The following is a 20296-nucleotide window of genomic DNA, read 5'->3' on the forward strand; positions in this document are numbered from 1 at the left end:
ATTCGATGGATCGTAGTGCTTTCACAGTGGACCAATCGGCCGCGGAATGGACCGGTCGCATCGACGGCGACGGCCGCGAACACCGCAGGTGGCACCAAGTGGTTTCCCCATACACCGCGCAGGCCGAACGGGAAGCTCCGGGTGGCGTGGTCTACCTGGGTTTCTCGAGCGACGAGGGAGTCGAGAGGAATAAGGGCCGGCGGGGTGCCGCGGCCGGTCCGGAGGCACTCCGTGGTGCGCTCGGTGGATTAGCTCTCGCCGATCAAGACGCGGACATCCGCGCTTGGGACGCGGGAACCGTTGCCGTCACTGACGATCAGCTCGAAGCGGGTCAGAAACGATTGGGCGAGGCAGTACGTCGCGTCATCGATGCGCAACGTCTCCCCATCATTCTGGGAGGCGGTCACGAAATCGCCTTCGGGACGTATCAAGGAGTGGCCGCGTCTGCCCGTCGCCAGGGCAAGAGGCTCGGGGTCTTGAACCTCGATGCACACTTTGATCTTCGACCGGACCCAGTCCCCAGTTCGGGAACGCCTTTCCGTCAGATGCTCGAGACCGAAGAGGCGGGCGGCGGAGACTTCCAGTATTCGGTGTTGGGCATCAGCCAGCCGAGTAATACACAGATCTTGTTCGACACGGCAGAGAAGTACGGCGTCCGGTATCTGCTGGATGAGCACTGTTCCGTTGCCGACCGTGAGCGAGTTCGAGAGTTTGTGGCCGAGGTTCTCGACGACGTCGACCTCCTTTACCTAACCATCGACCTTGACGGTCTCCCCGCCTCGACCGCGCCCGGTGTCAGCGCCCCCGCGGCCTACGGCGTCCCCCTGGAAAATATTCAACTGGCCTGCGACCTCGCGGCCTCGAGCGGAAAACTCGCGGCCTGCGACGTCGCCGAACTCAACCCCACGTACGACATCGACGGACGGACCGCGCGCACCGCCGCGCGCCTGGTCCACCGTATTGCGACCGCATCGCAGAACTCAGAGCTAGGAGCAACCTCATGAATCAATCGACCCAACATGAATCCGACCAGCGGCCCGAGGTCGTCGTCGGTGTGGGTGCCGTGAGCTTCCAAGACGTCGTCGACGTCGCGCGCCACGATGCCACGGTCCGACTCTCCGATGAAGCCTTGCAAGCCATACAGGAGTCCAGCGAACGCATCACCGAGCTCGCGAACTTCGACCGCCCGGTCTACGGCGTCTCGACTGGATTTGGCGCGCTCGCGAGCCGTCACATTCCGCAGGAGATGCGCCGTCAGCTGCAACGCGGCCTGATTCGTTCCCATGCGGCGGGTTCCGGTCCCGAGGTCGAACGTGAAGTCATTCGCGCCTTGATGTTGTTGCGGCTCTCTACTCTCGCCACGGGTCGAACCGGGGTGCGCCCCGAGGTGGCCCGGGCCTATGCGGACATGCTCAGTGCAGGGATCACCCCGGTCGTGCACGAATACGGTTCGCTTGGATGTTCCGGAGACCTCGCGCCGTTGGCTCACTGCGCGCTCGCGATCATTGGTGAAGGCCCCGTTCGTACTCGCGATGGCGAATTGACGACGTCGGCCGAGGCACTCTCGGCGGCCGGCCTGGAACCCGTGGTCCTCGCGGAGAAGGAAGGCCTGGCGCTCATCAACGGAACCGACGGCATGCTCGGTCAGCTCGTGCTTGCCCTGAACGACCTCGACCGCTTGATGCGGCTCGCCGACTTGGCCGCCGCCATGTCGGTTGAGGGCCAGCTCGGGACCGATCGCGTCTTCCAGGCCGATCTTCAAGCCTTGCGCCCCCACCCCGGCCAGGCAGCCGCGGCCGCGAACATGACGTCGATCCTGACGGATTCCGGAATCGTTTTCAGTCACAAGGGCGACGACTGCACCTACGTCCAAGACGCCTACTCATTGCGGTGTTCCCCGCAGGTTGCCGGTGCCGCTCGAGACACCATCGAACACGCACGCATGGTCGCCGGGCGTGAGCTCGCCGCGGCGGTGGACAATCCCGTCGTGACCTTGGATGGCAGGGTCGAGTCCAACGGCAATTTCCATGGCGCCCCCGTCGCGTACGTGCTGGACTTCTTGGCCATCGCGGTTGCCGATACCGCTTCCATCTCGGAGCGCCGCACGGACCGGTTCTTGGATGTCGCTCGCAACCGCGGCCTGCCGCCTTTCCTGGCCGACGACGCCGGCGTCGATTCCGGCCACATGATCGCTCAGTACACGCAGGCGGCGATCGTCTCCGAACTCAAACGCCTGGCCAACCCGGCTTCGGTGGACTCGATTCCGTCCTCGGCGATGCAAGAAGATCACGTGTCGATGGGCTGGTCCGCGGCTCGCAAGCTCCGGAAGGCCATCGACGGCCTCAACCGGGTGCTCGCGATCGAGATTCTCACGGCCGCCCGCGGTATCGACCTGCGCGAACACGACGCCGCCCCGGCCACATCCGCAGTGATCGCCGCAATCCGCGAGGCCGGAGTCGAGGGGCCCGGGCCTGATCGATTCCTCTCGCCGGAGATCGAAACGGTGGTTGAACTGGTGTCCTCCGGGGCTCTTCTCGAGACGCTCGAGACGGTGACCGGCGAACTGCGCTAGGTCTTTGCTGCGGTAACGCGAAGGGGCCGTCGCCGACGAGTCGGTGACGGCCCCTTCGCTTTGCGCGGCCCCGTGCGGGATGGATCGATACCAACAAGGACGGGAGTAGGCTTCGGCCTGGGGTAAATAGTGAAGCCGAGGTACGGTCGTTGCTAAGCCATTGCCGCGCCACAGGGTTGTTCCACCAGAATCCTGATTCCGTCTTGGGTATTCTCCGATAGACGTATGGGCGTCCGCTGTTTACTGATTTTGGTCCGCCGAGCGCAGCAATTGACGGGGTATAGGGTCAAGAGTGGTGGGAGAGAGAAAAGCAGGCCTTGGTGTATCGGACAATAGGTCGAGCCCAATGTTCCTCGACTTGCCCCTTACGTTGTGTGAGGGCGGATTGTGGGGTCTATGAGGAATTACTATAACGCCTTCGAAGTGAGCCCTGTCCCTGCCCCCCCCGGTCCTGATGCGGTCGCGCCCGAGCCGTTCCACGGGATCTACGGAATGCCGTCGTTCGTGACCATCCCTACAACTGATCTGGCCGCTTCTGTCGACTTCTGGACTCGCGGCATGGACTTCTTTGAGCTGTTCAGCGTACCGGGCCAGCTCGTGCACCTGCGCCGATGGCCTCACCAGGGGTCGCAACCTGAGGCATACAGCGATGGGTCGAAGTAACCCGCACTATTGATCGGAGAACGGTCCCTCACTGGGAGACTTCTGGAGTCTTCGTGTCAGACTGAGTGATCGCCAGATTCGCGGCGATTGGATTCCCACGGGACCCGCCCGAATAAGCGCCCGGTGAAGCCTGCCAAGGCGGTGCAGCCGGGTTTAGTTGCGGTTCAGGCCATGACGACGAGTGTCCAAGGCTTGCTTGAAGTGACTCTCGGCGGCATCTATCTCCGAGTTCGGTGTGGCAGGATCGAAGACCCTTAACAACGAATAACGGAACGTGGAAGGGTCCAGGCCACGTAGTTCAACGTTGCCACCATGACCGTTGGCGGCATAGGAACTCCATCTTTGGTTGATGCGTTCGGCCCCATCAGCTTTTCCTACGTATTGGCGACCATCGCGTGTGTCGGTAATGAGGTAGAGCCCTAGCACTGAGGCCAGGGCTGTCCGCCATGCTGCGTAGCGGTGCTCGCGCATCACCGCCTGCAACTGGTCGTAGTCCAGCACCAGTTCATCGAATCCGGGGAAAGGGATAGGTGCAGCATCGGCGATTTCGAGAACAGGATAGTTTGCTGCCGTGGTGGTTGCTATCCGCCAAGCCCGTGGCGATCTCCACCCGATGACGAGCCGATTGTTCAGATCAGCCATCGCATCTGAGGCCGTCAGATCGAAGACGCGACGGTGCTCGTTGGACGAGACCAGTCCGTGATTCTCCACGACTGACCAGAGTCGGGCTCGGTTGCTGCCCTCTGCGACGAATACGATCCAAAATCGCGGCGGCTTGGCCGGAAAACTCCGGGTATTGAGGGACTGGTTGGTCGTGTACTCCATGATTCGTTCGTATGTGGAATTTGGGCTGATACCGGCCGAGCTGTCTTCGTGTTCCTTGATGAACGCGTGACGGATTACTAGGGAATCGAAGGGGTCGATGCCGGCGTTGTTGAGGATCGTTTCGAAGGTGAGCACGATGTCTGTACCCCAGTTCCAGAGTTGGATGATGCTTTTTGCTCGTCAGCATATAACTGTGTGATGTCGACACGGACAAGCTCTGATGCCTTCCATTAGCGCATGGAGAGTCTAAGAAGCATCCCGCGGGCCTATGAGCACAATCATCATGTTGGGGACACTGGGGTGTTCATCGATGACGATGGTGAGACCATCGGTAGTAGTGCGGTGCCTCTTTAGATTGGTATAGGCATCTTGCACCATAAGGTACGCACTATCCTCTGGGACACCGAGAGAGGTGATTACACATTTGGCCTCGACCCTGCTCACATAGCGCGGATCGTCTTTGTCCGTGGCCTTGGTAGAAGCGAAGGCAAAGTACTGCATATCGGGTTCGGAGAACCAACTGGGCTTCTCCGCAGCCCCACACGCCTGGCCTGCCGTGTCAAACCATGCCCTGATCTCTTCTTTGCTGAGTGCCGAAGGAGTCGGAGTAGGGCTGCTTGTTGTAGGAGTAGCGGCAGGGGTGCTGGTCGTTTCGGTTAGTGAGTTGTTGCTGACGGTCCGGCGGGCACTAGGGGTAGAGGTGTTGAGAGTGCTCGCGATCCCTATGCCCGCTGCGGCGACAAGTATCACAGCGGGGAGGCAGATGGCTGTCACGCCTTCCCAAATGATGCGATCTCGCTGTGTCAGTACGACAATGCCAATAATTATCGCGGTGATCAGTAGGGACACTCCAAGCATCTGAACGGCGGGGAACAAGACAAACAATGCGCCAAGGACTGCAAGGCCGACTGCGGTGAGACCGAGAGCTGTGTATTTGGGTCCGGGGTGCATAAGGGTGTCCTGTCGGTGATTCGCTGGAGACTAGCAAGGGTGTGGTGAAGTCAAGGAGTCAGCACGACGGCACCCTGAGTGGATTATTGTGACCACACTTTGAGGGGTGGCGGTGCCACTAGCCGTGACGTTGTCTGGGCTGCGGCTTTAGTTTACCTGATCGTAGCCTTGGCGAAGCCTCCTTAGAGAGTGGCAAGATCGGTGGAGGGGGCCTAAGGACGCGGGTACAGGATGTGGATTCTGGTTGTGGGATATTGAATACGGGTTGAATGCAAACGACCGAACGTGATGCAGAGACGCTAACTAACGGTTAAGTCCTGATAGTTACGAAACAAGATCTCCAGACGCTGCTCTTAGGTGCTTAATTTCCTAGTTGCTCTGAAAGCTTTGTCTACGGCTCGATCTAGTTTGTCGTGGGCCTTGAGCAATACGGGGTCCATGGCCAGAGGGTTGTAGTGCTCAGCCAAGGACCGATCGGGATGTAAGGCGCGAGCTTCGAGTATTTTTTGCCCAGCCTCGATGATTTGTTCCCTCTGAGAATCGGTCAGGTTCGGGGGGGGGGGGGGGGGCGAAGCTCACGGTGTCGCAGGAGAAACACCTGGTCTCGCTGTACCGCTGCGGGGAACATGCGACGGCGGAGATTGCAGAACTGTTCGGTGTGGCCCGATCAACGGTCTGCCGTGCAGTCCAACGTGCTGGAGCATCATCGACCGAACTGTTAGTTCATGATCAGCCGCATCCGTGTCATCCATCAGGTGCCATGGAGCACGTCTTTCCAAGCCGCCCAGTGGGCAAGTCAGATCAGAGTCACCTCTCCCTAGCCCAGCCTCATCGGTGTCCACTGATCGACGGCATATAACCAAGTCGAATTCGATCTCTATGGCGTTTAGCGCCTGCGACGTTGCAGGGAAAGCAGCGATTGCAGATCGTTGGCAGCCTGTTTGCATTGTGCAATCAGCGTGGAATCGACGACCAGGTCGCCTCGCGTGGCGACAGAAATGGCGCCGAGCGGGTCGTTCTTCACGAGCACAGGAACCGCCAAAGCGGAGACCGCTTCATCATATTCCCCATGAGTCGAGCAATATCCGGCCCTCGCGATCTTTCGAAACTCTTGCTCGAGTTGTAATGGATCGGTTGTCGTGGTCGCGGTGAACTTAGCCATCGGCCGACCCGTGACAAACCGAGCGCGTGCCTTCTCAGGCAACTGCGCGTAGTAGACCTTAGAGATCGCCCCGGCGTGAGCGGGGAACAACTCTCCTCCCAGCGGATATCCCCGAAGAGCGCCTTCCTTACCATCGCAAGCGACGAGGGAGCGCATGTGGGCATGGTCAGGCACAGCAAACGTCGCTACCAACCCCGTGGATGCGGCGAGATCGATGATGATGGGTTCAGCGAACCTCTTGAGAGAACTTGCCCGATTCCAGGCTTTGGTGAGCTGCAGTACGGCTGTACCTAGGTAGTAACGCCTGGTCTGGTCGTCACGACGCAGGAATTGGAGCTCGCACAGTGTATTAACGGCACGCTGCGCCGTCGACGTGCTGCAACCGAGCCGCCTGGCGAGCTCCGAAACCCCCAGGCTGTCGCGTTCTGCGTCGAAGGCCAGCAAGGCCTCCAAAGCATGCGCCGCTCCGTTAACACGTTCCACTATGAACCCTCATCCCTTTCTCCGGGAAACTCTGGAATAGCCAGTGTTGTCCAGATCATACTCTCACTCAAGGACTAAAGAACTCAGACAAAGGTGGATCCGTGAAGTGGCAATCCATAAGGGATGAGACCCCAGTTACTCATCAATACGCATATTTCGATACGGCAGCCGCTGCACCGCCAGTCAAAAGTGCCGTACAGGCAATGGCCGACTACCTCGCCAAGACGGTGGACTCAGGTCCATACCTGCCGTCACTGCGAGCAGAGATATACCGAAAGATCGAAGACATACGGGGCAAGACCGCACAGTTTATCGGCGCAGAATCCGAGGAAATCGCCTTCACTCGCAACGGTACGGAATCGATTTCCTTGGTAGGCCGAGGGATTGAGTGGAGGCCAGGAGACGAGCTGATCCTGCCCGATACTGAGATGCTCAGCAACGTCGCCATCTGGCGTCAGCTGGAGCCGGAATTGGGCATTCGAATCGTTACGGTCAGGGCCGATGAACACGGTCTGATCGACCCTGCGTCGGTTGCTAACGCCATTTCTCATCGAACCAGGCTGATCAGCTTTGCATCCCTGTCCAACGTGACCGGAGCTGTGCAGCCAGTGGACCAGATATGTCAGGTGGCCCGAAGGGCTGGCGTTCTAACTCACGTGGATGCAGCGCAATCCTTGGGGATGATCCCCACTGACGTCAATCACATCGGTTGTGATTTTCTCTCGGCGTGCACCAGGAAGGGGCTTCGGTCCGTCGAGGGGTCCGGCATCTTATACGTGAGGCAAGAACAAATTTCGAGTCTCTCTCCCGTACTGGCCGGCTGGTGGAACGCTTCAATAGGTGAGGGCGGCGGTATTGAGTTTCCGGGCACGGCTCGCCGTTTCGAGGCAGGGTCCCCGAATGTGCCCGTCATCCTGGCTCTCGAAAAAGCCATTGACTACGCAGAACACATCGGTGTCGCGGACATCGAGTCACGCGTGCGGGAGCTGACCGAATATGCCGTGGCGAAAATTCGGTCCATCGACGGGGCATCTGTTTATGGACCCCCTGATTCCACTCATCGCTTGGGCATCATTCCATTCAACGTTGCCGGAACCGATCCTGCTGAACTGGTATCAGCTCTCGAGGAGCAGGGAATCATTATCGAGTCTGGTCACTTCATGGCCACGCCGATTCTGAAGACATACGGGATCGAAACGATGGCGCGAGCTTCATTACATTACTTCAATTCCCACACCGAGATCGACCGCATGATCTCGGTTATCAAATCAATTGTCGATAACGAACAAGGTAGGCACTGATGGTCAATGCAATGCTGATGAGCAGCTCTAAGAAAGACAATTTGGGCTACCTCGAACATGCCTCCAGCCAGCTAAAAACCCTGCTTGGCAGTGGACTGAGGGATGTACTCTATATTCCGTATGCGGCGATTACGCCAACTTATGACGAATATGAGTCCCTTGCGGCCGAACCGTTTTCACGTCTTGGTTACACCATTCGTTCTATTCATCACGAGCCGGATCCTCTCCGTGCAGTATCTGAAGCGGGGGCAATCGCGGTAGCAGGCGGCAATACTTTCGCCTTGCTGGACCGTCTATATCACGGAGGTCTTGTGGACCCGATCCGGCGTCGAGTAGTAGACGAGGGCATCCCATACGTCGGTTGGAGCGCGGGAACAAATGTAGCTACGCCAAGCATTCGCACCTCCAATGACATGCCGATTGTGCAGCCGGCCTCTTTTGAAGGTCTGGGCTTAGTTCCCTTCCAAATCAATCCACATTTCGTATCCGGTAAACCGGCCGGTCACAACGGTGAAAGCCGTGAAGAACGGCTGACCGAGTTCGTGACTCTTAACAGCAATGAGGAAGTCCTGGCCTTATACGAAGGTTGCGCGCTTCATGTCCAGGGGGACACCGGAACTATTCTCGGTGAACGTGAAGGAATTGTGTTCAGCCACAACTGCCAGCCCAGAACGATCGCTGCCGGAAAAACGTTTGGCCTTAGCGAAATCAAGGGGAAGAAATGAGCATTAGAGAAGTTTCAGAAGTTATCAATCTCATCGATGACCCGGACCTTAGCGGAGCAGGGGTGAAGAAACTCTTGGACTCCGCTAGCGCTACAGGATGCACCATAACGGTGGACTCTGTCCCCTACGATGATCCGCATCGGGCATTCACATGCGATTTCATTAAAGTCACTATTCCGGGAAGCAATGGGAAAACCCATGGCGGGAAACGGCGAACATTGGGAATTGTCGGTCGCTTAGGAGCCCAGCAAGCTCAACCTGAGCGCATTGGCATGGTCTCTGACTCCGACGGATCCATTGTTGCTCTAGCACTTGCGCTGAAGCTGCTTCGTATGCATCAGGCCGGAGCCATTCTTCAGGGCGACGTCATCATCACCACTCACGTCGCTACGCACGTGTCGATCACGGAACACCAACCGGTAGATTTCATGGGCTCGCCTGTCAGCTCCGCGACAATGAATGATCACGAGGTCGACGAGAACATGGACGCGATCCTTTCCGTGGATACCTCCAAGGGCAACAAGATTATTAATCATCGCGGAATTGCCATCTCTGCGACGGCGAAGCAAGGCTACATTCTGCCTGTCGCCCCCGATCTGGTCAGCATCCTGGAGAACGCGACAGGAGAACCCGCATTCACTTTCCCCGTATCGCTCCAGGACATCACTCCGTATGAGAACGGGTTCTACCACTTCAACTCGATCATGCAGCCTCATGTTGCAACGGTTGCTCCGGTCGTTGGGGTTGCGCTGACAGCCAAGGCCGCAGTCCCCGGAAGCGTGACGGGAGCGAGCTATCCAGACGCGATTCTGGACGCGGTTCGATTTGGGCTCGAAACCGCAGTTCAGTTCACCTGGGGTCGCGCGGAGTTCTTCGATTCATCCGAATTTGAAAAGCTCCAAACGCGGTACGGGTCGCTGAAGCAATTCCAAACCTCAGGCAAGAAATAGCCCCGGACACAGGAGTGAGCGACGTGGCTGAGAACAAGGTTGCCCCGGAAAGCAACGAAACACGGCACCCAAGAGCCTTCGAGCCCGTGGTGCTAGTACCCACGATTATTCTGAGTGTTCTTGGCGCCATCGTTGGGTTGAACCTGATTACTACGCTGGGAATCTCCGCGAATACCAGCATCATCGGCGCAGTGATCGCCATGCTGCTGGGGAGGGTTTCCTTCTTCGGGTTATCCAAGCTCCGCAGTGAAAATCGACAGAACCTGGTGCAATCGGCGGTTTCGGCCTCGACATTTGCAGCAGCAAACGCTCTTTTGGCGCCCATCGCTATTCCATTCGCCCTTGGAAAGCCTGAGCTCGTTTGGCCCATGCTGATCGGAGCATCGATAGGTGTGCTCGTAGACGTCTTTGTCCTTTTCAAAGTCTATGGATCGAAGCTCTTTCCGGCATCCAACGCTTGGCCGCCGGGGATCGCTGCGGCCGAGACGATCAAGGCGGGATCGCGTGGAGGCAAGCGCGCGCTTATTCTTGCCGCTGGCACCGCAGTAGGTATCGGAGGGTCATTCCTTTCTCTACCCATGTCCGCTGCCGGTGTGGCACTTATCGGCAATATGTGGTCCTTGACGATGTTCGGAATCGGCCTGCTGATTGCCCAGTACGCTCCGACCCTGTTTCAGGTGGAACTGACGGAGCTGTACATACCGCACGGGCTGATGGTCGGGGCCGGCATTGTCGCCCTGTTTCAGGTGCTGTGGATCATCTTTGGCTCGCGAAGCAAATCGGCCCAAAAGCGCGAGGCAAAAGTCGCAAAAGCTGCCGAGACTGATCCGTCTTTGAAGTACACGGTGAATTCCCAACAGCTTGCTCGAGCTTTTGGGTTTGGGTACTTGGCATTCGTGGTGGGAGCTGTAATTCTTACCGGCTTTGCAGGCGTCCTAGAAGGATTGCCGTGGTGGGAAATCGTGGGTCTGGTTCTGTTTGCCGGATTGGCCGCAATCATTCACGAACTGATCGTGGGATTGGCTGCAATGCACGCGGGTTGGTTCCCGGCTTTTGCAGTTACGCTGATCTTCCTGGTTATCGGTTTGTTGATTCACATTCCAGTCGCACCCCTGGTCTTGTTGGTTGCCTACTGTTCAGCAACTGGACCGGCCTTTGCTGACATGGGTTATGACTACAAGGCCGGATGGATCCTGCGGAGAGAACATCGTCCCTACACTGCATTCGAAATGGACGGGCGCAAACAACAGCTGCAAGCGTCCGTGGTAGCAATCGTTGTCGCCATCGGCATCGTCGCAATTTCGTGGGACCACTTGTTGAATGGTGGCGGCATTCCGCCGACCTCCCAAGTCTTCGCTGACACCATCAGAGCCGGCGTCAGTGACCCGTCTATTGGCAAGACGATGGCCCTGTGGGCCATACCGGGGGCGATCATTCAGCTCGTGGGCGGCCCTCAGCGGCAACTGGGCGTCTTGTTCGCAACGGGCTTGTTGGTGGCCTCGCCAAACGCTGGCTGGCTGGTCCTCATCGGATTGCTTGCGCGAAAGCTTTGGACGACTTGGCGCGGTGAAGAAGGTGAACGAGAGGTCGGGCTGGTTGGTGCAGGATTGATTGCCGGTGACTCGTTGTTCAACCTCGGCAAGATCATTCGGATTTGATGTCTTGCTGACAACGCAATGTATGTTCCGAGGTCAGAAATCGTGTTGGAACCATGTCGAAGCGCCATACCGACACAGCGATTATTGCGACTCCTCGCAGTTGAGGGCGAGCTGGCCAGAGCCGAGCAACCATAAAAGGCCCCTTCGCTGGTCCCGCCTTGGGGCGCCCAACCTCAGGACGCCCGGTCGGGGGTATCTACAGAGCAAGCTGTAAGATCAACAACGGAGAAACGGACTGGATGCTGCCGAGCAGATCCCAAAAGGTACGAAGGTTCGCTGCCGGTTCGGGCCCCAGGGTCTCTTTTGGCTACGTTTGGCCGCCCTGGGGTTTCTTCATGTATCGGCCACTCCCGTGACGGAATATCGAAGGATGAGCCGTCGTATTTGCCCGGGCCGTGGTGCCTCTCGCGGGCTTGTGAGCCACTACCCTGATCTCAGGTCTTCTCGTAGGCTCGGACTCAACGAAAGGAGCGCGACATGGCAGTTCAGATGCCGGAGGGGTCGGAACACACCACTCTTACTCCTGCTCAATTGAGTGCTCTGATTGATGAATCGCAAGAGCGGCTCGCCGGAGTGAATCGGCTCCTTGAATCCTGGTGACCTCTTGGGTCTACCTCACTCGTGATGACATTGTGAAAATTCACCAGAGGATCACATCCGCGCCAATACGCGATGAGCACCTTCTTCTCAGCGCTGTGGACAAGCCATAGGCCAGTTGCATGGGCGTGGCGGTCTACCCTGAAATCGAAGACAAGGTGGCGGCCCATTTGATCGGCCTCTCCCAAGGGCAAGTCGAGCAAGCCTTTGTCTCGGCATGGATCAGGGCGTTTACGAAACCCTTGAAATAACAGACTCGAAACCCTCCTGTGACGTCCTCCTGTCTTGCCCCTCAGAAGCCTCTGGGAAAAACCGATGGGAGACGGATGCAAGGTGCAAACCGCATTCAGGGATTTGGTGTCATCCGGGAAACGAATGATCGTCGCGGCCAGTACAGCTAGACCCGCTCGATCTCGCGCACGGAAATACTGTGAGTCCCCGGCGTCAGGCCGTGCGCCGTAATGACCTCATTCACCCGCGTCGCCACGGCCTGGGCGATGCTGAGGGCCGTGACTCCAGAGTCCTCGGCGACCCAGACGGCTGCCGTGAGCGTCGCCGTCGAACCCTCCTGATTCAAAGAGAGTCCGTGAGTTTCGTCCGCTTCGGTGGTCGGTTGGCGCTTCCAGAGCGTGCGTAGGAAATCCCCGATACCGGCCTCACGACGGGTGACGCCCGGAACGGCGTCGATGGACCGGGCGAGAACCTCGATAAGCCCTTCCGGTCGATCGGTCGAAATGACCGTGCCGGAAACGGCTGCCGTTCCAGTGCCCTTGCTGGAAGCCGCTGACTCGGATGGAGAGCTTGACCGAGATGAACGTTGGCTAGTCATTGAGCACATCCTCCACAGAAAATTCGATGTCGGCGACGTGCGCCCCCAGCTTGCTCGACATGATGTCCCTGATCGCGGGGCGGACGACGTCGTCGAGATCTTGGAAATGGAAAGTGGGCGAAACGGTCAGGCCGATGCGCAGCGTGAGCGGTTGCAGCCCGTCAGCGGGGTCTTCGGAGCCGGTCACGGTGCAACGTCGGGCCATGAGCCCCGGGTGGGCATCGACGATTTCACGGGCGGTACGGGAGATCACCAGTTGACTGAAGGATACGGTGGCGTCGTCGTCGCGATGCACCGGGATGTCCGCGCCGCGGCGCAGGGTTGAGCGAGCGAAGTTCAACACTCGCTCCCGGGCTTGGGAAGTCATCGTGAGGGAGCGGTCTTCCCGCTGGGCTGCATCGGTCATGCGATCGAGCTGCTGAAGCCGGTCGCGCAGATCGGAGCAATGCGGGCAAGCGCGTTGGTGCTCATCCGGCACGGAGTCCTTGGTGTCCATGACAGATTCGACGGTTCGCCCGCATTCCAAAGGTTCGTCGTTATTCATCGCCATTCCTTCATGTCCTGGGCCAGACGCGCGCGTGCTCGGGAGAGTCGACCGCGCACCGTGGCAACCGGGGTCGCGAGCGTTTCTGAGATTTCCGCATAGGAAAGGCCCATGTATTCCCGTAGGACCCAACATGCCCGTTGGTCATCGGGCAAGGTCAGCAGAAGTCGTGACAGCTCATCCATGCTCGAATGCACCTCCGTCACACGCTGAGGGTCATTCGCGGGTCGAGTATCGGTCATCGAGGGGTGGTCTTGATTCGTCTCATCGATCGGGACAGTCGCGGAGCGCTTTGGTGACCGCAATATGTCCTTGCAACGATTCACGGCCTGCCGATAGAGCCACGTCGGAAACGCTTCCGGGATCGCGAGGTGTTCCAACGTGGTCCATGCCTTCACCAGCGACTCCTGGGCGACATCCTCCGCGTCGGCGCGATTGCCGAGCATCCGGTAGGAAAGTCGAAGAAGGGGCGCCTGATAGCGATCCACGAGCCGTGCGAAAGAGTCGAGATCTCCGTCCTGAGCACGCAAGACCAAGGTGGCGATGTACTCCGGGGTGAACTCATCGTCGGAATTCATGGATGCGCCTCCTTGCCTCTGGTCGCCCCAAAAGGCCATGATGCCCACCATCCTCGCAGATTGAAGCCCCTAATGGCACCCAAAAAAATTCTTTAAGAAAAGTCGTGACGAATGGTTCGCAGCCTCGTCAGTATAGGTACAAGCCCGTTTCGACCAGATCAAGGGAGTCATCATCATGGCACATGAAAACAAGGCACCGCAGAACAGCAGCGTTGGCGAATCGGTAAGCCCTCTGCAGACCAGCAAGGGCAACACGACCATCAACGACACCGTCGTCCAGAAGCTCGCCGGCATTGCCGCCCGCGAGGTTCCCGGCGTTTACTCCATGGGCAACGCCGCACGCCGCGCCTTCGACTCGCTCTCGGAGCGCATCCCGGGATCGCAGACCAACGTCGCCGGCGGCGTCTCCGTGGAAAAGGGAGAAAAGCAGGCGGCCGTTGATCTCAGCATCGTCATCGAATACGGCACGTCCGTCGTCGAGATCGCGAACAGCATCCGCCGCAACGTGATCCGCACGGTCGAGCAGGCCACCGGCCTGGACGTCATCGAGGTCAACATCGACGTCACCGACGTCCACCTGCCCAACGACGACAACCAGAACGAAGAGTCGAACGACCGCGAGCTTCAGTAATTGAGTAGGGGCCGGCGCACTGGTGCCGGCCCCACCCCTCAAATTTTTCTCTGGGAAGGGACACAGCATGAAACCGAGTCACTTAGGACTCATCGTCGGTCTGGCGTTGGGCGCCATCGCGTTCTTCGGAGGATTCCTCGCATTCCTCACCGCCGTCGTCTTTGCCGTGATCGGTGGCGCCGTCGGCCTGATCCTGGAAGGACGGCTGGACCTGCGCTCCTTGATGGGCCGCGGTTCTGACAGGAGGTGACCATGTCTACCAGTGCGCCAGAGCAGGGCACTTCTCCCTCCGGGGTTTCCGGGTCACGTGAATCGGAGGGGGAGCGAGGTCGCCTCGTCGTGGCCGACCGCGTGGTCGAGAAGATCGCGGCGCAGTGCGCTTCAGAATTCTCGAGCGTCGGTGGTCGAGGGGGAGGATTCCTCGGCATGGGTGGCCACGCCGATCTCGATTCTCGCCCCAACGTCAAGGTGGAACTCACGGGGTCGATCGCTGTGCTCAGCGTCGAACTCGGCATTGAATATCCCCTCCCGTTGGAGGAGACGACCGAGCAGGTCCGTGAGGCCCTCGTGCGCACCGTGTCCCGCCTAGCCGGCGTCGAGGTTCGACAGGTGGATATTCGAGTCAAGTACCTCGTGCCTCAGCATCATCAAAGCGAAAGGGTTCTGCTGTGAAATCACTGCGACGGCGCCCCTTGCGCGCCACCCCGTCAATTGTGGTTGCGCTCGTGATCCTTGCGGTCGGAATACTGCTGACCATCGCGGGTATCCAGAAGCTCTCCACTGGCCAGTGGTGGCCCCAACTGACCGACGCGGCCAACTCCGCGTCCTCGGCGGCATGGAACTCCAGCTGGGGGTGGGGTGTGGCGATAGCTTCCGCCGTCTTGGGCGTGATCCTGTTGCTCTGCGCCATCATCCCTGGAGGGTTCAACGCCGCCATGCTGGGCCGCCAGCCGGAACCCACCTCTGGTGCCCGTGGTCCCATCGACGCCGTGGTTGATAACCGTGGCCTCGCGACCCTCGCCTCGGCTGCGGCCGCCCAGGTGGACGGCGTCGCCGGGGTTAAGTCCACGGCCACGCCCAAAAAGGTCACGGTGCAGATCACGACGCCGTTGCGTTCCACCGAAGCATTAGTGGGTCAGGTGCAACAGGCCGTCGAGAATCGTTTGGCCTCGGCCGAGCTCGAAACCTTCCCCAAGGTGCGGGTCACCGCGCAGAGCAAGGACGTGTCATGAAAAAAACCGCAGGTGCTTTTAACCGAACCTGGCTCACCATCATCGGATGCATCCTCCTCATCGCGGGAGTCGGATGGGGCCTCGTGGCGGGCGGGGTGTTCTCCTCGGCCGGTAGCACGTGGGCTCCTGACGGCACGCCGCTGCAAGGAGCCGGTGGGCTCCTGGAGGCTGGGTGGCTCGCCGCGGCGACCATCGCCGTCGGCATCCTGTTGATCATCGTGGCGCTATGGTGGTTCATTCGCCAAGCGCCCCGGAGCGCAGGGGCCTCGACCTTCCGCTTTCAGCGGGACCCCCGGTACGGCGTGACCTTGGTGGATTCTAAGGTGATTGCTTCTGCCATCGCGGAACACGTTCAAACGCTCACGAATGTTACGGACGCCAAAGCGGGGCTTAAGGGCGAGCGAACCAACGCCGAGCTCGTACTGGACGTCACCGTTCACGAGCGAGCCGATCTTCCCACCGTGACTCGAGAGATTCGCGAGCAGGTGGTGCCAGCCGCCGCCCGAGTCTTGGGCGGCCCTCTGAATAGCGTCGGAATCGCCTATTCGGTAACTCGAAATTCCCGTTCGAAACGCACCGTGCAGGTGCAATGAGCGGAATACAAGAAACCTGATCGTGGAGTCTAGTCCCAACCCTCCAGCGCGCATCTCGCTCGGCGGGTGTTAGGGGAGATTTTTTGGGGGACCCCACGGTCGAGAATTCCGGGAATTGAGTACTTTTCCGGAATATATGCCAAACGGCTCGCCGAAAATTCGACGGGCCGTTTGGCCTATATGAGGGTCTGCGCGACCAGCGTCGGATTGCCGGGGAAACGCCGTGACGGAGGCTACAAAAATATTAAAATTGAAATCCGTGATTCCGTGTGACCAGGTGGGTCATGCTGGGTACAATTTGTTCTGAGCCAACACGGAAAATTCATTCACACCTTTTGAAAGGGAATTGACCATGAATATTTTTAGCTGGATTATCATCGGACTCGTTGTTGGAGCGTTGGCAAAGCTCATCATGCCGGGCCGTCAGGGTGGCGGGATCATCGTCACCATGATTCTCGGTATCGTCGGAGGTTTGCTGGGTGGTTGGCTTGGCAAAGTGTTGTTCCACGTTCAGGGAAATGGCTTCTTTTCTCTCACCACGTGGATCCTGGCGCTCGTCGGATCACTCATCGTGCTGTTCATTTGGGGCCTGATCTTCGGTCGCAATAAGAACCGCGCGTAGTCATGCGACGGACTCACGATGAGCCGTGAGTCACGACGACTCGTGAGAAAAGCGGGGCGGCCCTTCTGGGCCGCCCCGCTTTGTCATAACACTCACCGAGGAGCCTCGCCGTAGAGTGCACAGGAGGCCTCTTTAAAAAGGGCGGGGCCGGCTCAGTAATCAGAAGATTCCGAGCCGACCCGGTGCCCGGGCAGGTGTCGCGTACAAGAACTCTGCCCGGGGTCACCCCCGAACGGCTCTTGAGCCAACACGCCGCTCGAGCGAAACTGACTTTACGCGGGCATTAGGCTTCCGACAAGGCAAAACTCGGTATTTTTGGCCACAGAATCTCACTTTTTCTGGCCCCCTTGCTCGATGGGTGACCGACGCCGGACTGAAGCGTATCGTCGAAGTCATGGACGCGATTTCACTGCTTACTGACCTGGCCAAGAGGCCCTCCGAATCGGCCGCACGGCTCAAAGAACATGCGCCCCCGGAGATGCTCAACGAGCACCCGGGGGATCACGACAACTCGATGGCCTGGTTGCTGTGGCATACCGGCCGCGAGATCGACGAACAGGTCAGCGAGCTGTCCGGCCGTGAGACGGTGTGGACCGCTCAGGGCTTCGACGAACGCTTTGGCCTGGAATTGGAACCTCACGAGCTTGGATACGGGCATAACCCGGAACGTGCCCGCTCGATCGTCGTCGATGATGTTGAGTTGTTGTTCGAACACCTCGACGCCGTGATCGCCGCGGAGCTGGAGTACATCGGCACGCTGACCGAGGCGGATCTGGATGACGTCGTCGACGAGAACTGGGACCCGCCGGTAACGCGGGGTGCGCGCCTCGTGAGCGTCTCCGAGGATGCCTTGGAGCATCTCGGCCAGGCCATGTACATCACCGGAATGAAGCCGACCGCACAGGGCTAAACCCTGCCGATCGGAGGGCCCGGCTCCATGTGGGCCATCCTCACTCGACGGAAGAGGCGAGGGGTAGCCGGACCTCAAATTCCGTGTGACCGGGGCGCGAGGTCAGTCCGATGGTCCCGCCGTGCGCTTCGACGAGGGCTTTAACGATGGCCAGTCCGAGGCCCGTGGTGCCTTCTCCACCGGATCGAGCCTGATCGGCTCGGGCGAAACGGCCAAATATTTTGTCCTGAAAATTCGGGTCAATGCCCGGGCCGTTATCGGTCACGGTGAGGACGGCGTCGTGCCCATTGGCTGAGGGGCTCAGCGCCGTCGTGACCCGGGTCCCCTCCTCCGTGTGTTTGCGTGCATTGGAGAGCAGGTTCAGGAGAATCTGCTGGACCTGTCGTGGGTCCGCGCGCAGCGTGATCGGCTCCGCGGGTAACTCCAGGCGCCATTCGTGGAGAGGCGCGGCGACCTGGGTGTCGGCGACGTTTTCCACGACCAGCTCCGTCAAATCCACGGTTTCCCAAGCAGGTTCGCGTCCCTCATCGAGCCGGGCCAGTAACAAGAGGTCGTCCACGAGCGCGGCCATACGTTGCGACTGCGAATCGATCCTCTCGAGGGACGTGCGGCCCTCGTCGGTGAAGTTCTCGGTCCACTTGAGGAGGTCGGAATATCCCCGAATGGAGGCCAGGGGAGTCCTGAGTTCGTGCGAGGCGTTCCCCACGAATTCTCGCATGTGGTCCTCAGACTTCTGGCGGGCGGTGAGCGCTGATCCCACGTTGTCGAGCATTTGGTTGAAGGCGTGGCCGACGGCGCCAACTTCGGTATCACTTCGGGCGTCTCGGGGGCTGACTCGGCTGGCCGCCGGGAGCTGCCCGGACTCAAGGTCGAGCCTCGATACGCTGGTCGCGACCGCCGACACACGCTCGAGGGGCTTCATCGTGCGTCGAATGGCCGCCGAGCCCATGATGCCGGCCAACACCAAGGACGTCCCTGAAACTCCCGCCATAATCGCGACGAGGGATTTGAGCGTGTGATGCACTCCCTTCAGGGGCAGACCGGTCACGACGATCTGCCCGCTCGGATCGGTTTCGGCCACCACGAGGTAGTCCCCGCTGGTCAGGTCGACGTCCTTTTCCTCACCAGGCCGAATCGCGCGCAGGGTGCTTTGGTCTTCCGATGTCAGGTTCTGAATCTCCCCGCCGGAGTCCAAGATTCCTCCCGAGAGGAACCCCTGAGCTGAGAAACGGGCGTTGAGCGTGCCTGCGGCTTGACCCGGCGCGTTCAGGGGATTGGGCGGGGTTCCGGCGTTTGCCCCCGTGCCCTGGCCGGGCCTCGTCCCCGAAAAGCTCGTGGCTCGGTGCGACGCCTCGGAGAGCTGACCGTGCAGCTGGCCCTTCAACGTGGCATTCATGGCCCCGTAACTCACTAGGCCAATAGCCAGGCAGGCGAGCCCGAGGAAAAGCATCAGGAGCACGATCAACCGAGTCCGTAAACGCCATCCGGCGGGATGCCAAGCCGGGGAGGGGCGGGATTCCTCTCGCGTGGACGGACTCATCAGGCGACGGGCTTGATCACATATCCGGCGCCACGGACCGTGTGAATCATGGGTTCGCGGCCGACGTCGATTTTCTTGCGGAGGTAGGAGATGTAGAGCTCCACAATGTTCGCCTGTCCGCCGAAGTCGTAATTCCACACGTTGTCGAGAATCTGTGACTTGGAGACGACGCGACGTGGGTTCTCCATGAGATACCGAAGGAGCTCGAATTGCGTCGCGGTCAGTTGAATTTCTTCGCCGGCACGGGTTACTTCGCGGGTGTCTTGGTTGAGGACGAGGTCGCCGACGACGAGTTCGGCGTCGTCGGCGACGGCGATACCGGAGCGCTGTACGAGGCGGTGCAGGCGGATCATGACCTCTTCCATGGAGAACGGTTTGGTCACGTAGTCGTCGGCCCCTGCGGCGAGGCCTTGGATGCGGTCGTCCACGGCGTCCTTCGCGGTGAGGAAGAGACACGGGACCTCGGGCAAGAACTGGCGGATTCGCCCCAACAGTTCGATGCCGTCGAAGCCGGGCATCATGATGTCCAGGACCAAGACGTCCGGATTGAGACGCCGTGCTGCCTCAAGGGCGCTCGGACCATCGCCGGCGTGCTGGACTTCCCAGCCGATCATGCGCAGACCCACGCTGATGAGTTCCGCCAACATGACCTCGTCATCGACGACGATGGCTCGGATGGGGCTACCGTCTGGATGCTCCAAAACGGGGAGGTTCTTGGCGATTTCGGCGGGGGTTGACGTGCTCGACGGGTGGCTCATGTTTCACAGACTAGTGGTTTTACGTGGGATTTCGAGGGCTGAGAGGCCCAAAACGGCCAGGTCACAGCCCTATCTGCGAAAGGTCACAGCGCACACATAAGTGCGCGAACCAGGCTCGAAAGAACATCGGGTGCTCCACCCTCGGAAAGTGCCACACCACTTTCCGGAGCCT

23 protein-coding genes are annotated in these 20296 nt (G+C 59.5%); 15 read left to right on the forward strand and 8 right to left on the reverse strand.

Annotation, left to right across the window (positions count from 1 at the left end):
• The first annotated feature begins 5 nt into the window (after positions 1-5).
• The 3 genes from hutG (at position 6) to D8M21_RS11590 (ending at position 3235) form a co-directional block, all read left to right on the forward strand.
• The gene (gene hutG / locus D8M21_RS05265; RefSeq protein ID WP_202975608.1) at positions 6-1004 is read left to right on the forward strand and encodes a formimidoylglutamase; all 999 of its coding nucleotides are present in this window, start codon (positions 6-8) and stop codon (positions 1002-1004) included.
• The gene (gene hutH / locus D8M21_RS05270) at positions 1001-2572 is read left to right on the forward strand and encodes a histidine ammonia-lyase (RefSeq protein ID WP_048682333.1); all 1572 of its coding nucleotides are present in this window, start codon (positions 1001-1003) and stop codon (positions 2570-2572) included. Before hutG ends, hutH begins: the two co-directional genes overlap by 4 nt.
• Before the next feature lie 504 nt (positions 2573-3076).
• Positions 3077-3235, forward strand: coding sequence for a hypothetical protein (locus D8M21_RS11590; RefSeq protein ID WP_321174111.1), 159 nt, complete (start codon positions 3077-3079; stop codon positions 3233-3235).
• A 153-nt stretch (positions 3236-3388) separates the two neighbouring features.
• On the opposite strand, the gene D8M21_RS05280 is transcribed toward D8M21_RS11590, so the two are convergent.
• The 3 genes from D8M21_RS05280 to D8M21_RS05295 form a co-directional block, all read right to left on the reverse strand.
• Positions 3389-4195 (reverse strand): GIY-YIG nuclease family protein, encoded by an 807-nt coding sequence (locus tag D8M21_RS05280; protein WP_238651068.1) that lies wholly within the window; start codon positions 4193-4195, stop codon positions 3389-3391.
• Between the two features lie 1169 nt (positions 4196-5364).
• Positions 5365-5559 carry a type IIL restriction-modification enzyme MmeI gene (locus D8M21_RS11595; RefSeq protein WP_126855737.1) on the reverse strand — a complete coding sequence of 65 codons (195 nt, stop codon included), beginning with the start codon at positions 5557-5559 and terminating at the stop codon, positions 5365-5367.
• A gap of 338 nt (positions 5560-5897) precedes the next feature.
• Entirely contained in the window at positions 5898-6656 is a 759-nt protein-coding gene (locus D8M21_RS05295; protein WP_053090013.1) for an IclR family transcriptional regulator, read from the reverse strand.
• Positions 6657-6757: 101 nt separating this feature from the next.
• Between D8M21_RS05295 and D8M21_RS05300 the strand changes: the two genes are divergently transcribed.
• The 5 genes from D8M21_RS05300 (at position 6758) to D8M21_RS11550 (ending at position 11890) form a co-directional block, all read left to right on the forward strand.
• Positions 6758-7957, forward strand: a complete 1200-nt coding sequence (locus D8M21_RS05300; protein ID WP_048682323.1) for an aminotransferase class V-fold PLP-dependent enzyme — start codon at positions 6758-6760, stop codon at positions 7955-7957.
• The gene (gene pepE, locus D8M21_RS05305; protein ID WP_048682321.1) at positions 7957-8682 is read left to right on the forward strand and encodes a dipeptidase PepE; all 726 of its coding nucleotides are present in this window, start codon (positions 7957-7959) and stop codon (positions 8680-8682) included. The genes D8M21_RS05300 and pepE overlap by 1 nt, the downstream gene beginning before the upstream one ends.
• Positions 8679-9632 carry a DUF1177 domain-containing protein gene (locus D8M21_RS05310; protein ID WP_048682319.1) on the forward strand — a complete coding sequence of 318 codons (954 nt, stop codon included), beginning with the start codon at positions 8679-8681 and terminating at the stop codon, positions 9630-9632. Before pepE ends, D8M21_RS05310 begins: the two co-directional genes overlap by 4 nt.
• A 23-nt stretch (positions 9633-9655) precedes the next feature.
• A complete protein-coding gene (locus tag D8M21_RS05315; RefSeq protein WP_126855701.1) occupies positions 9656-11290 on the forward strand; it encodes an OPT/YSL family transporter in 1635 nt (544 codons plus the stop codon).
• Between the two features lie 477 nt (positions 11291-11767).
• Positions 11768-11890 carry a hypothetical protein gene (locus D8M21_RS11550; protein ID WP_274542916.1) on the forward strand — a complete coding sequence of 41 codons (123 nt, stop codon included), beginning with the start codon at positions 11768-11770 and terminating at the stop codon, positions 11888-11890.
• 394 nt (positions 11891-12284) lie between these two features.
• Here the strand turns inward: D8M21_RS11550 and D8M21_RS05320 are convergent, their stop codons facing one another.
• Genes D8M21_RS05320 through D8M21_RS05330 form a run of 3 tightly spaced genes read right to left on the reverse strand, consistent with a single transcriptional unit; the run spans position 12285 to position 13838 of the window.
• Entirely contained in the window at positions 12285-12716 is a 432-nt protein-coding gene (locus D8M21_RS05320; RefSeq protein WP_048682317.1) for a hypothetical protein, read from the reverse strand.
• Positions 12709-13260: a hypothetical protein gene (locus tag D8M21_RS05325; RefSeq protein WP_048682315.1), complete on the reverse strand. Its 552-nt coding sequence runs from the start codon at positions 13258-13260 to the stop codon at positions 12709-12711. The genes D8M21_RS05320 and D8M21_RS05325 overlap by 8 nt, the downstream gene beginning before the upstream one ends.
• Positions 13257-13838, reverse strand: a complete 582-nt coding sequence (locus D8M21_RS05330) for an RNA polymerase sigma factor (protein WP_048682312.1) — start codon at positions 13836-13838, stop codon at positions 13257-13259. Before D8M21_RS05330 ends, D8M21_RS05325 begins: the two co-directional genes overlap by 4 nt.
• Positions 13839-14013: 175 nt before the next feature.
• On the opposite strand from D8M21_RS05330, the gene D8M21_RS05335 reads away from it, so the two are divergent.
• The 7 genes from D8M21_RS05335 (at position 14014) to D8M21_RS05365 (ending at position 17826) form a co-directional block, all read left to right on the forward strand.
• Entirely contained in the window at positions 14014-14469 is a 456-nt protein-coding gene (locus D8M21_RS05335) for an Asp23/Gls24 family envelope stress response protein (protein ID WP_048682309.1), read from the forward strand.
• Positions 14470-14536: 67 nt separating this feature from the next.
• Positions 14537-14719 (forward strand): hypothetical protein, encoded by a 183-nt coding sequence (locus tag D8M21_RS05340; protein ID WP_048682307.1) that lies wholly within the window; start codon positions 14537-14539, stop codon positions 14717-14719.
• A gap of 2 nt (positions 14720-14721) precedes the next feature.
• On the forward strand, positions 14722-15141 hold the full coding sequence (locus D8M21_RS05345) for an Asp23/Gls24 family envelope stress response protein (protein WP_082156830.1): 420 nt from the start codon (positions 14722-14724) through the stop codon (positions 15139-15141).
• The gene (locus tag D8M21_RS05350; protein WP_048682304.1) at positions 15138-15701 is read left to right on the forward strand and encodes a DUF6286 domain-containing protein; all 564 of its coding nucleotides are present in this window, start codon (positions 15138-15140) and stop codon (positions 15699-15701) included. Before D8M21_RS05345 ends, D8M21_RS05350 begins: the two co-directional genes overlap by 4 nt.
• Positions 15698-16294: a hypothetical protein gene (locus tag D8M21_RS05355; protein ID WP_085528500.1), complete on the forward strand. Its 597-nt coding sequence runs from the start codon at positions 15698-15700 to the stop codon at positions 16292-16294. The genes D8M21_RS05350 and D8M21_RS05355 overlap by 4 nt, the downstream gene beginning before the upstream one ends.
• 352 nt (positions 16295-16646) lie before the next feature.
• Positions 16647-16916, forward strand: a complete 270-nt coding sequence (locus tag D8M21_RS05360) for a GlsB/YeaQ/YmgE family stress response membrane protein (RefSeq protein WP_048682299.1) — start codon at positions 16647-16649, stop codon at positions 16914-16916.
• 394 nt (positions 16917-17310) lie between these two features.
• Positions 17311-17826 (forward strand): mycothiol transferase, encoded by a 516-nt coding sequence (locus tag D8M21_RS05365; RefSeq protein WP_048682572.1) that lies wholly within the window; start codon positions 17311-17313, stop codon positions 17824-17826.
• A gap of 40 nt (positions 17827-17866) precedes the next feature.
• Here the strand turns inward: D8M21_RS05365 and D8M21_RS05370 are convergent, their stop codons facing one another.
• On the reverse strand, positions 17867-19366 hold the full coding sequence (locus tag D8M21_RS05370; RefSeq protein ID WP_126855702.1) for a sensor histidine kinase: 1500 nt from the start codon (positions 19364-19366) through the stop codon (positions 17867-17869).
• Positions 19366-20124, reverse strand: a complete 759-nt coding sequence (locus tag D8M21_RS05375; RefSeq protein WP_048682293.1) for a response regulator transcription factor — start codon at positions 20122-20124, stop codon at positions 19366-19368. The genes D8M21_RS05370 and D8M21_RS05375 overlap by 1 nt, the downstream gene beginning before the upstream one ends.
• Positions 20125-20296 lie beyond the last annotated feature (172 nt).

Source organism: Kocuria sp. HSID16901, assembly GCF_003989425.1.
Lineage (GTDB): Bacteria > Actinomycetota > Actinomycetes > Actinomycetales > Micrococcaceae > Rothia > Rothia massiliensis.

Excerpts from the sequence above, each read along its gene's own strand:
- pepE (WP_048682321.1), top strand. The coding sequence starts at position 7,957 with ATGGTCAATGCAATGCTGATGAGCAGCTCTAAGAAAGACAATTTGGGC.
- D8M21_RS05325 (WP_048682315.1), bottom strand. The coding sequence starts at position 13,260 with ATGAATAACGACGAACCTTTGGAATGCGGGCGAACCGTCGAATCTGTC.
- D8M21_RS05365 (WP_048682572.1), top strand. The coding sequence starts at position 17,311 with ATGGACGCGATTTCACTGCTTACTGACCTGGCCAAGAGGCCCTCCGAA.
- D8M21_RS05360 (WP_048682299.1), top strand. The coding sequence starts at position 16,647 with ATGAATATTTTTAGCTGGATTATCATCGGACTCGTTGTTGGAGCGTTG.
- hutH (WP_048682333.1), top strand. The coding sequence starts at position 1,001 with ATGAATCAATCGACCCAACATGAATCCGACCAGCGGCCCGAGGTCGTC.
- hutG (WP_202975608.1), top strand. The coding sequence starts at position 6 with ATGGATCGTAGTGCTTTCACAGTGGACCAATCGGCCGCGGAATGGACC.
- D8M21_RS05320 (WP_048682317.1), bottom strand. The coding sequence starts at position 12,716 with ATGACTAGCCAACGTTCATCTCGGTCAAGCTCTCCATCCGAGTCAGCG.
- D8M21_RS05375 (WP_048682293.1), bottom strand. The coding sequence starts at position 20,124 with ATGAGCCACCCGTCGAGCACGTCAACCCCCGCCGAAATCGCCAAGAAC.
- D8M21_RS11550 (WP_274542916.1), top strand. The coding sequence starts at position 11,768 with ATGGCAGTTCAGATGCCGGAGGGGTCGGAACACACCACTCTTACTCCT.
- D8M21_RS05330 (WP_048682312.1), bottom strand. The coding sequence starts at position 13,838 with ATGAATTCCGACGATGAGTTCACCCCGGAGTACATCGCCACCTTGGTC.
- D8M21_RS05310 (WP_048682319.1), top strand. The coding sequence starts at position 8,679 with ATGAGCATTAGAGAAGTTTCAGAAGTTATCAATCTCATCGATGACCCG.
- D8M21_RS05340 (WP_048682307.1), top strand. The coding sequence starts at position 14,537 with ATGAAACCGAGTCACTTAGGACTCATCGTCGGTCTGGCGTTGGGCGCC.
- D8M21_RS05345 (WP_082156830.1), top strand. The coding sequence starts at position 14,722 with ATGTCTACCAGTGCGCCAGAGCAGGGCACTTCTCCCTCCGGGGTTTCC.
- D8M21_RS05335 (WP_048682309.1), top strand. The coding sequence starts at position 14,014 with ATGGCACATGAAAACAAGGCACCGCAGAACAGCAGCGTTGGCGAATCG.
- D8M21_RS05355 (WP_085528500.1), top strand. The coding sequence starts at position 15,698 with ATGAAAAAAACCGCAGGTGCTTTTAACCGAACCTGGCTCACCATCATC.
- D8M21_RS05370 (WP_126855702.1), bottom strand. The coding sequence starts at position 19,366 with ATGAGTCCGTCCACGCGAGAGGAATCCCGCCCCTCCCCGGCTTGGCAT.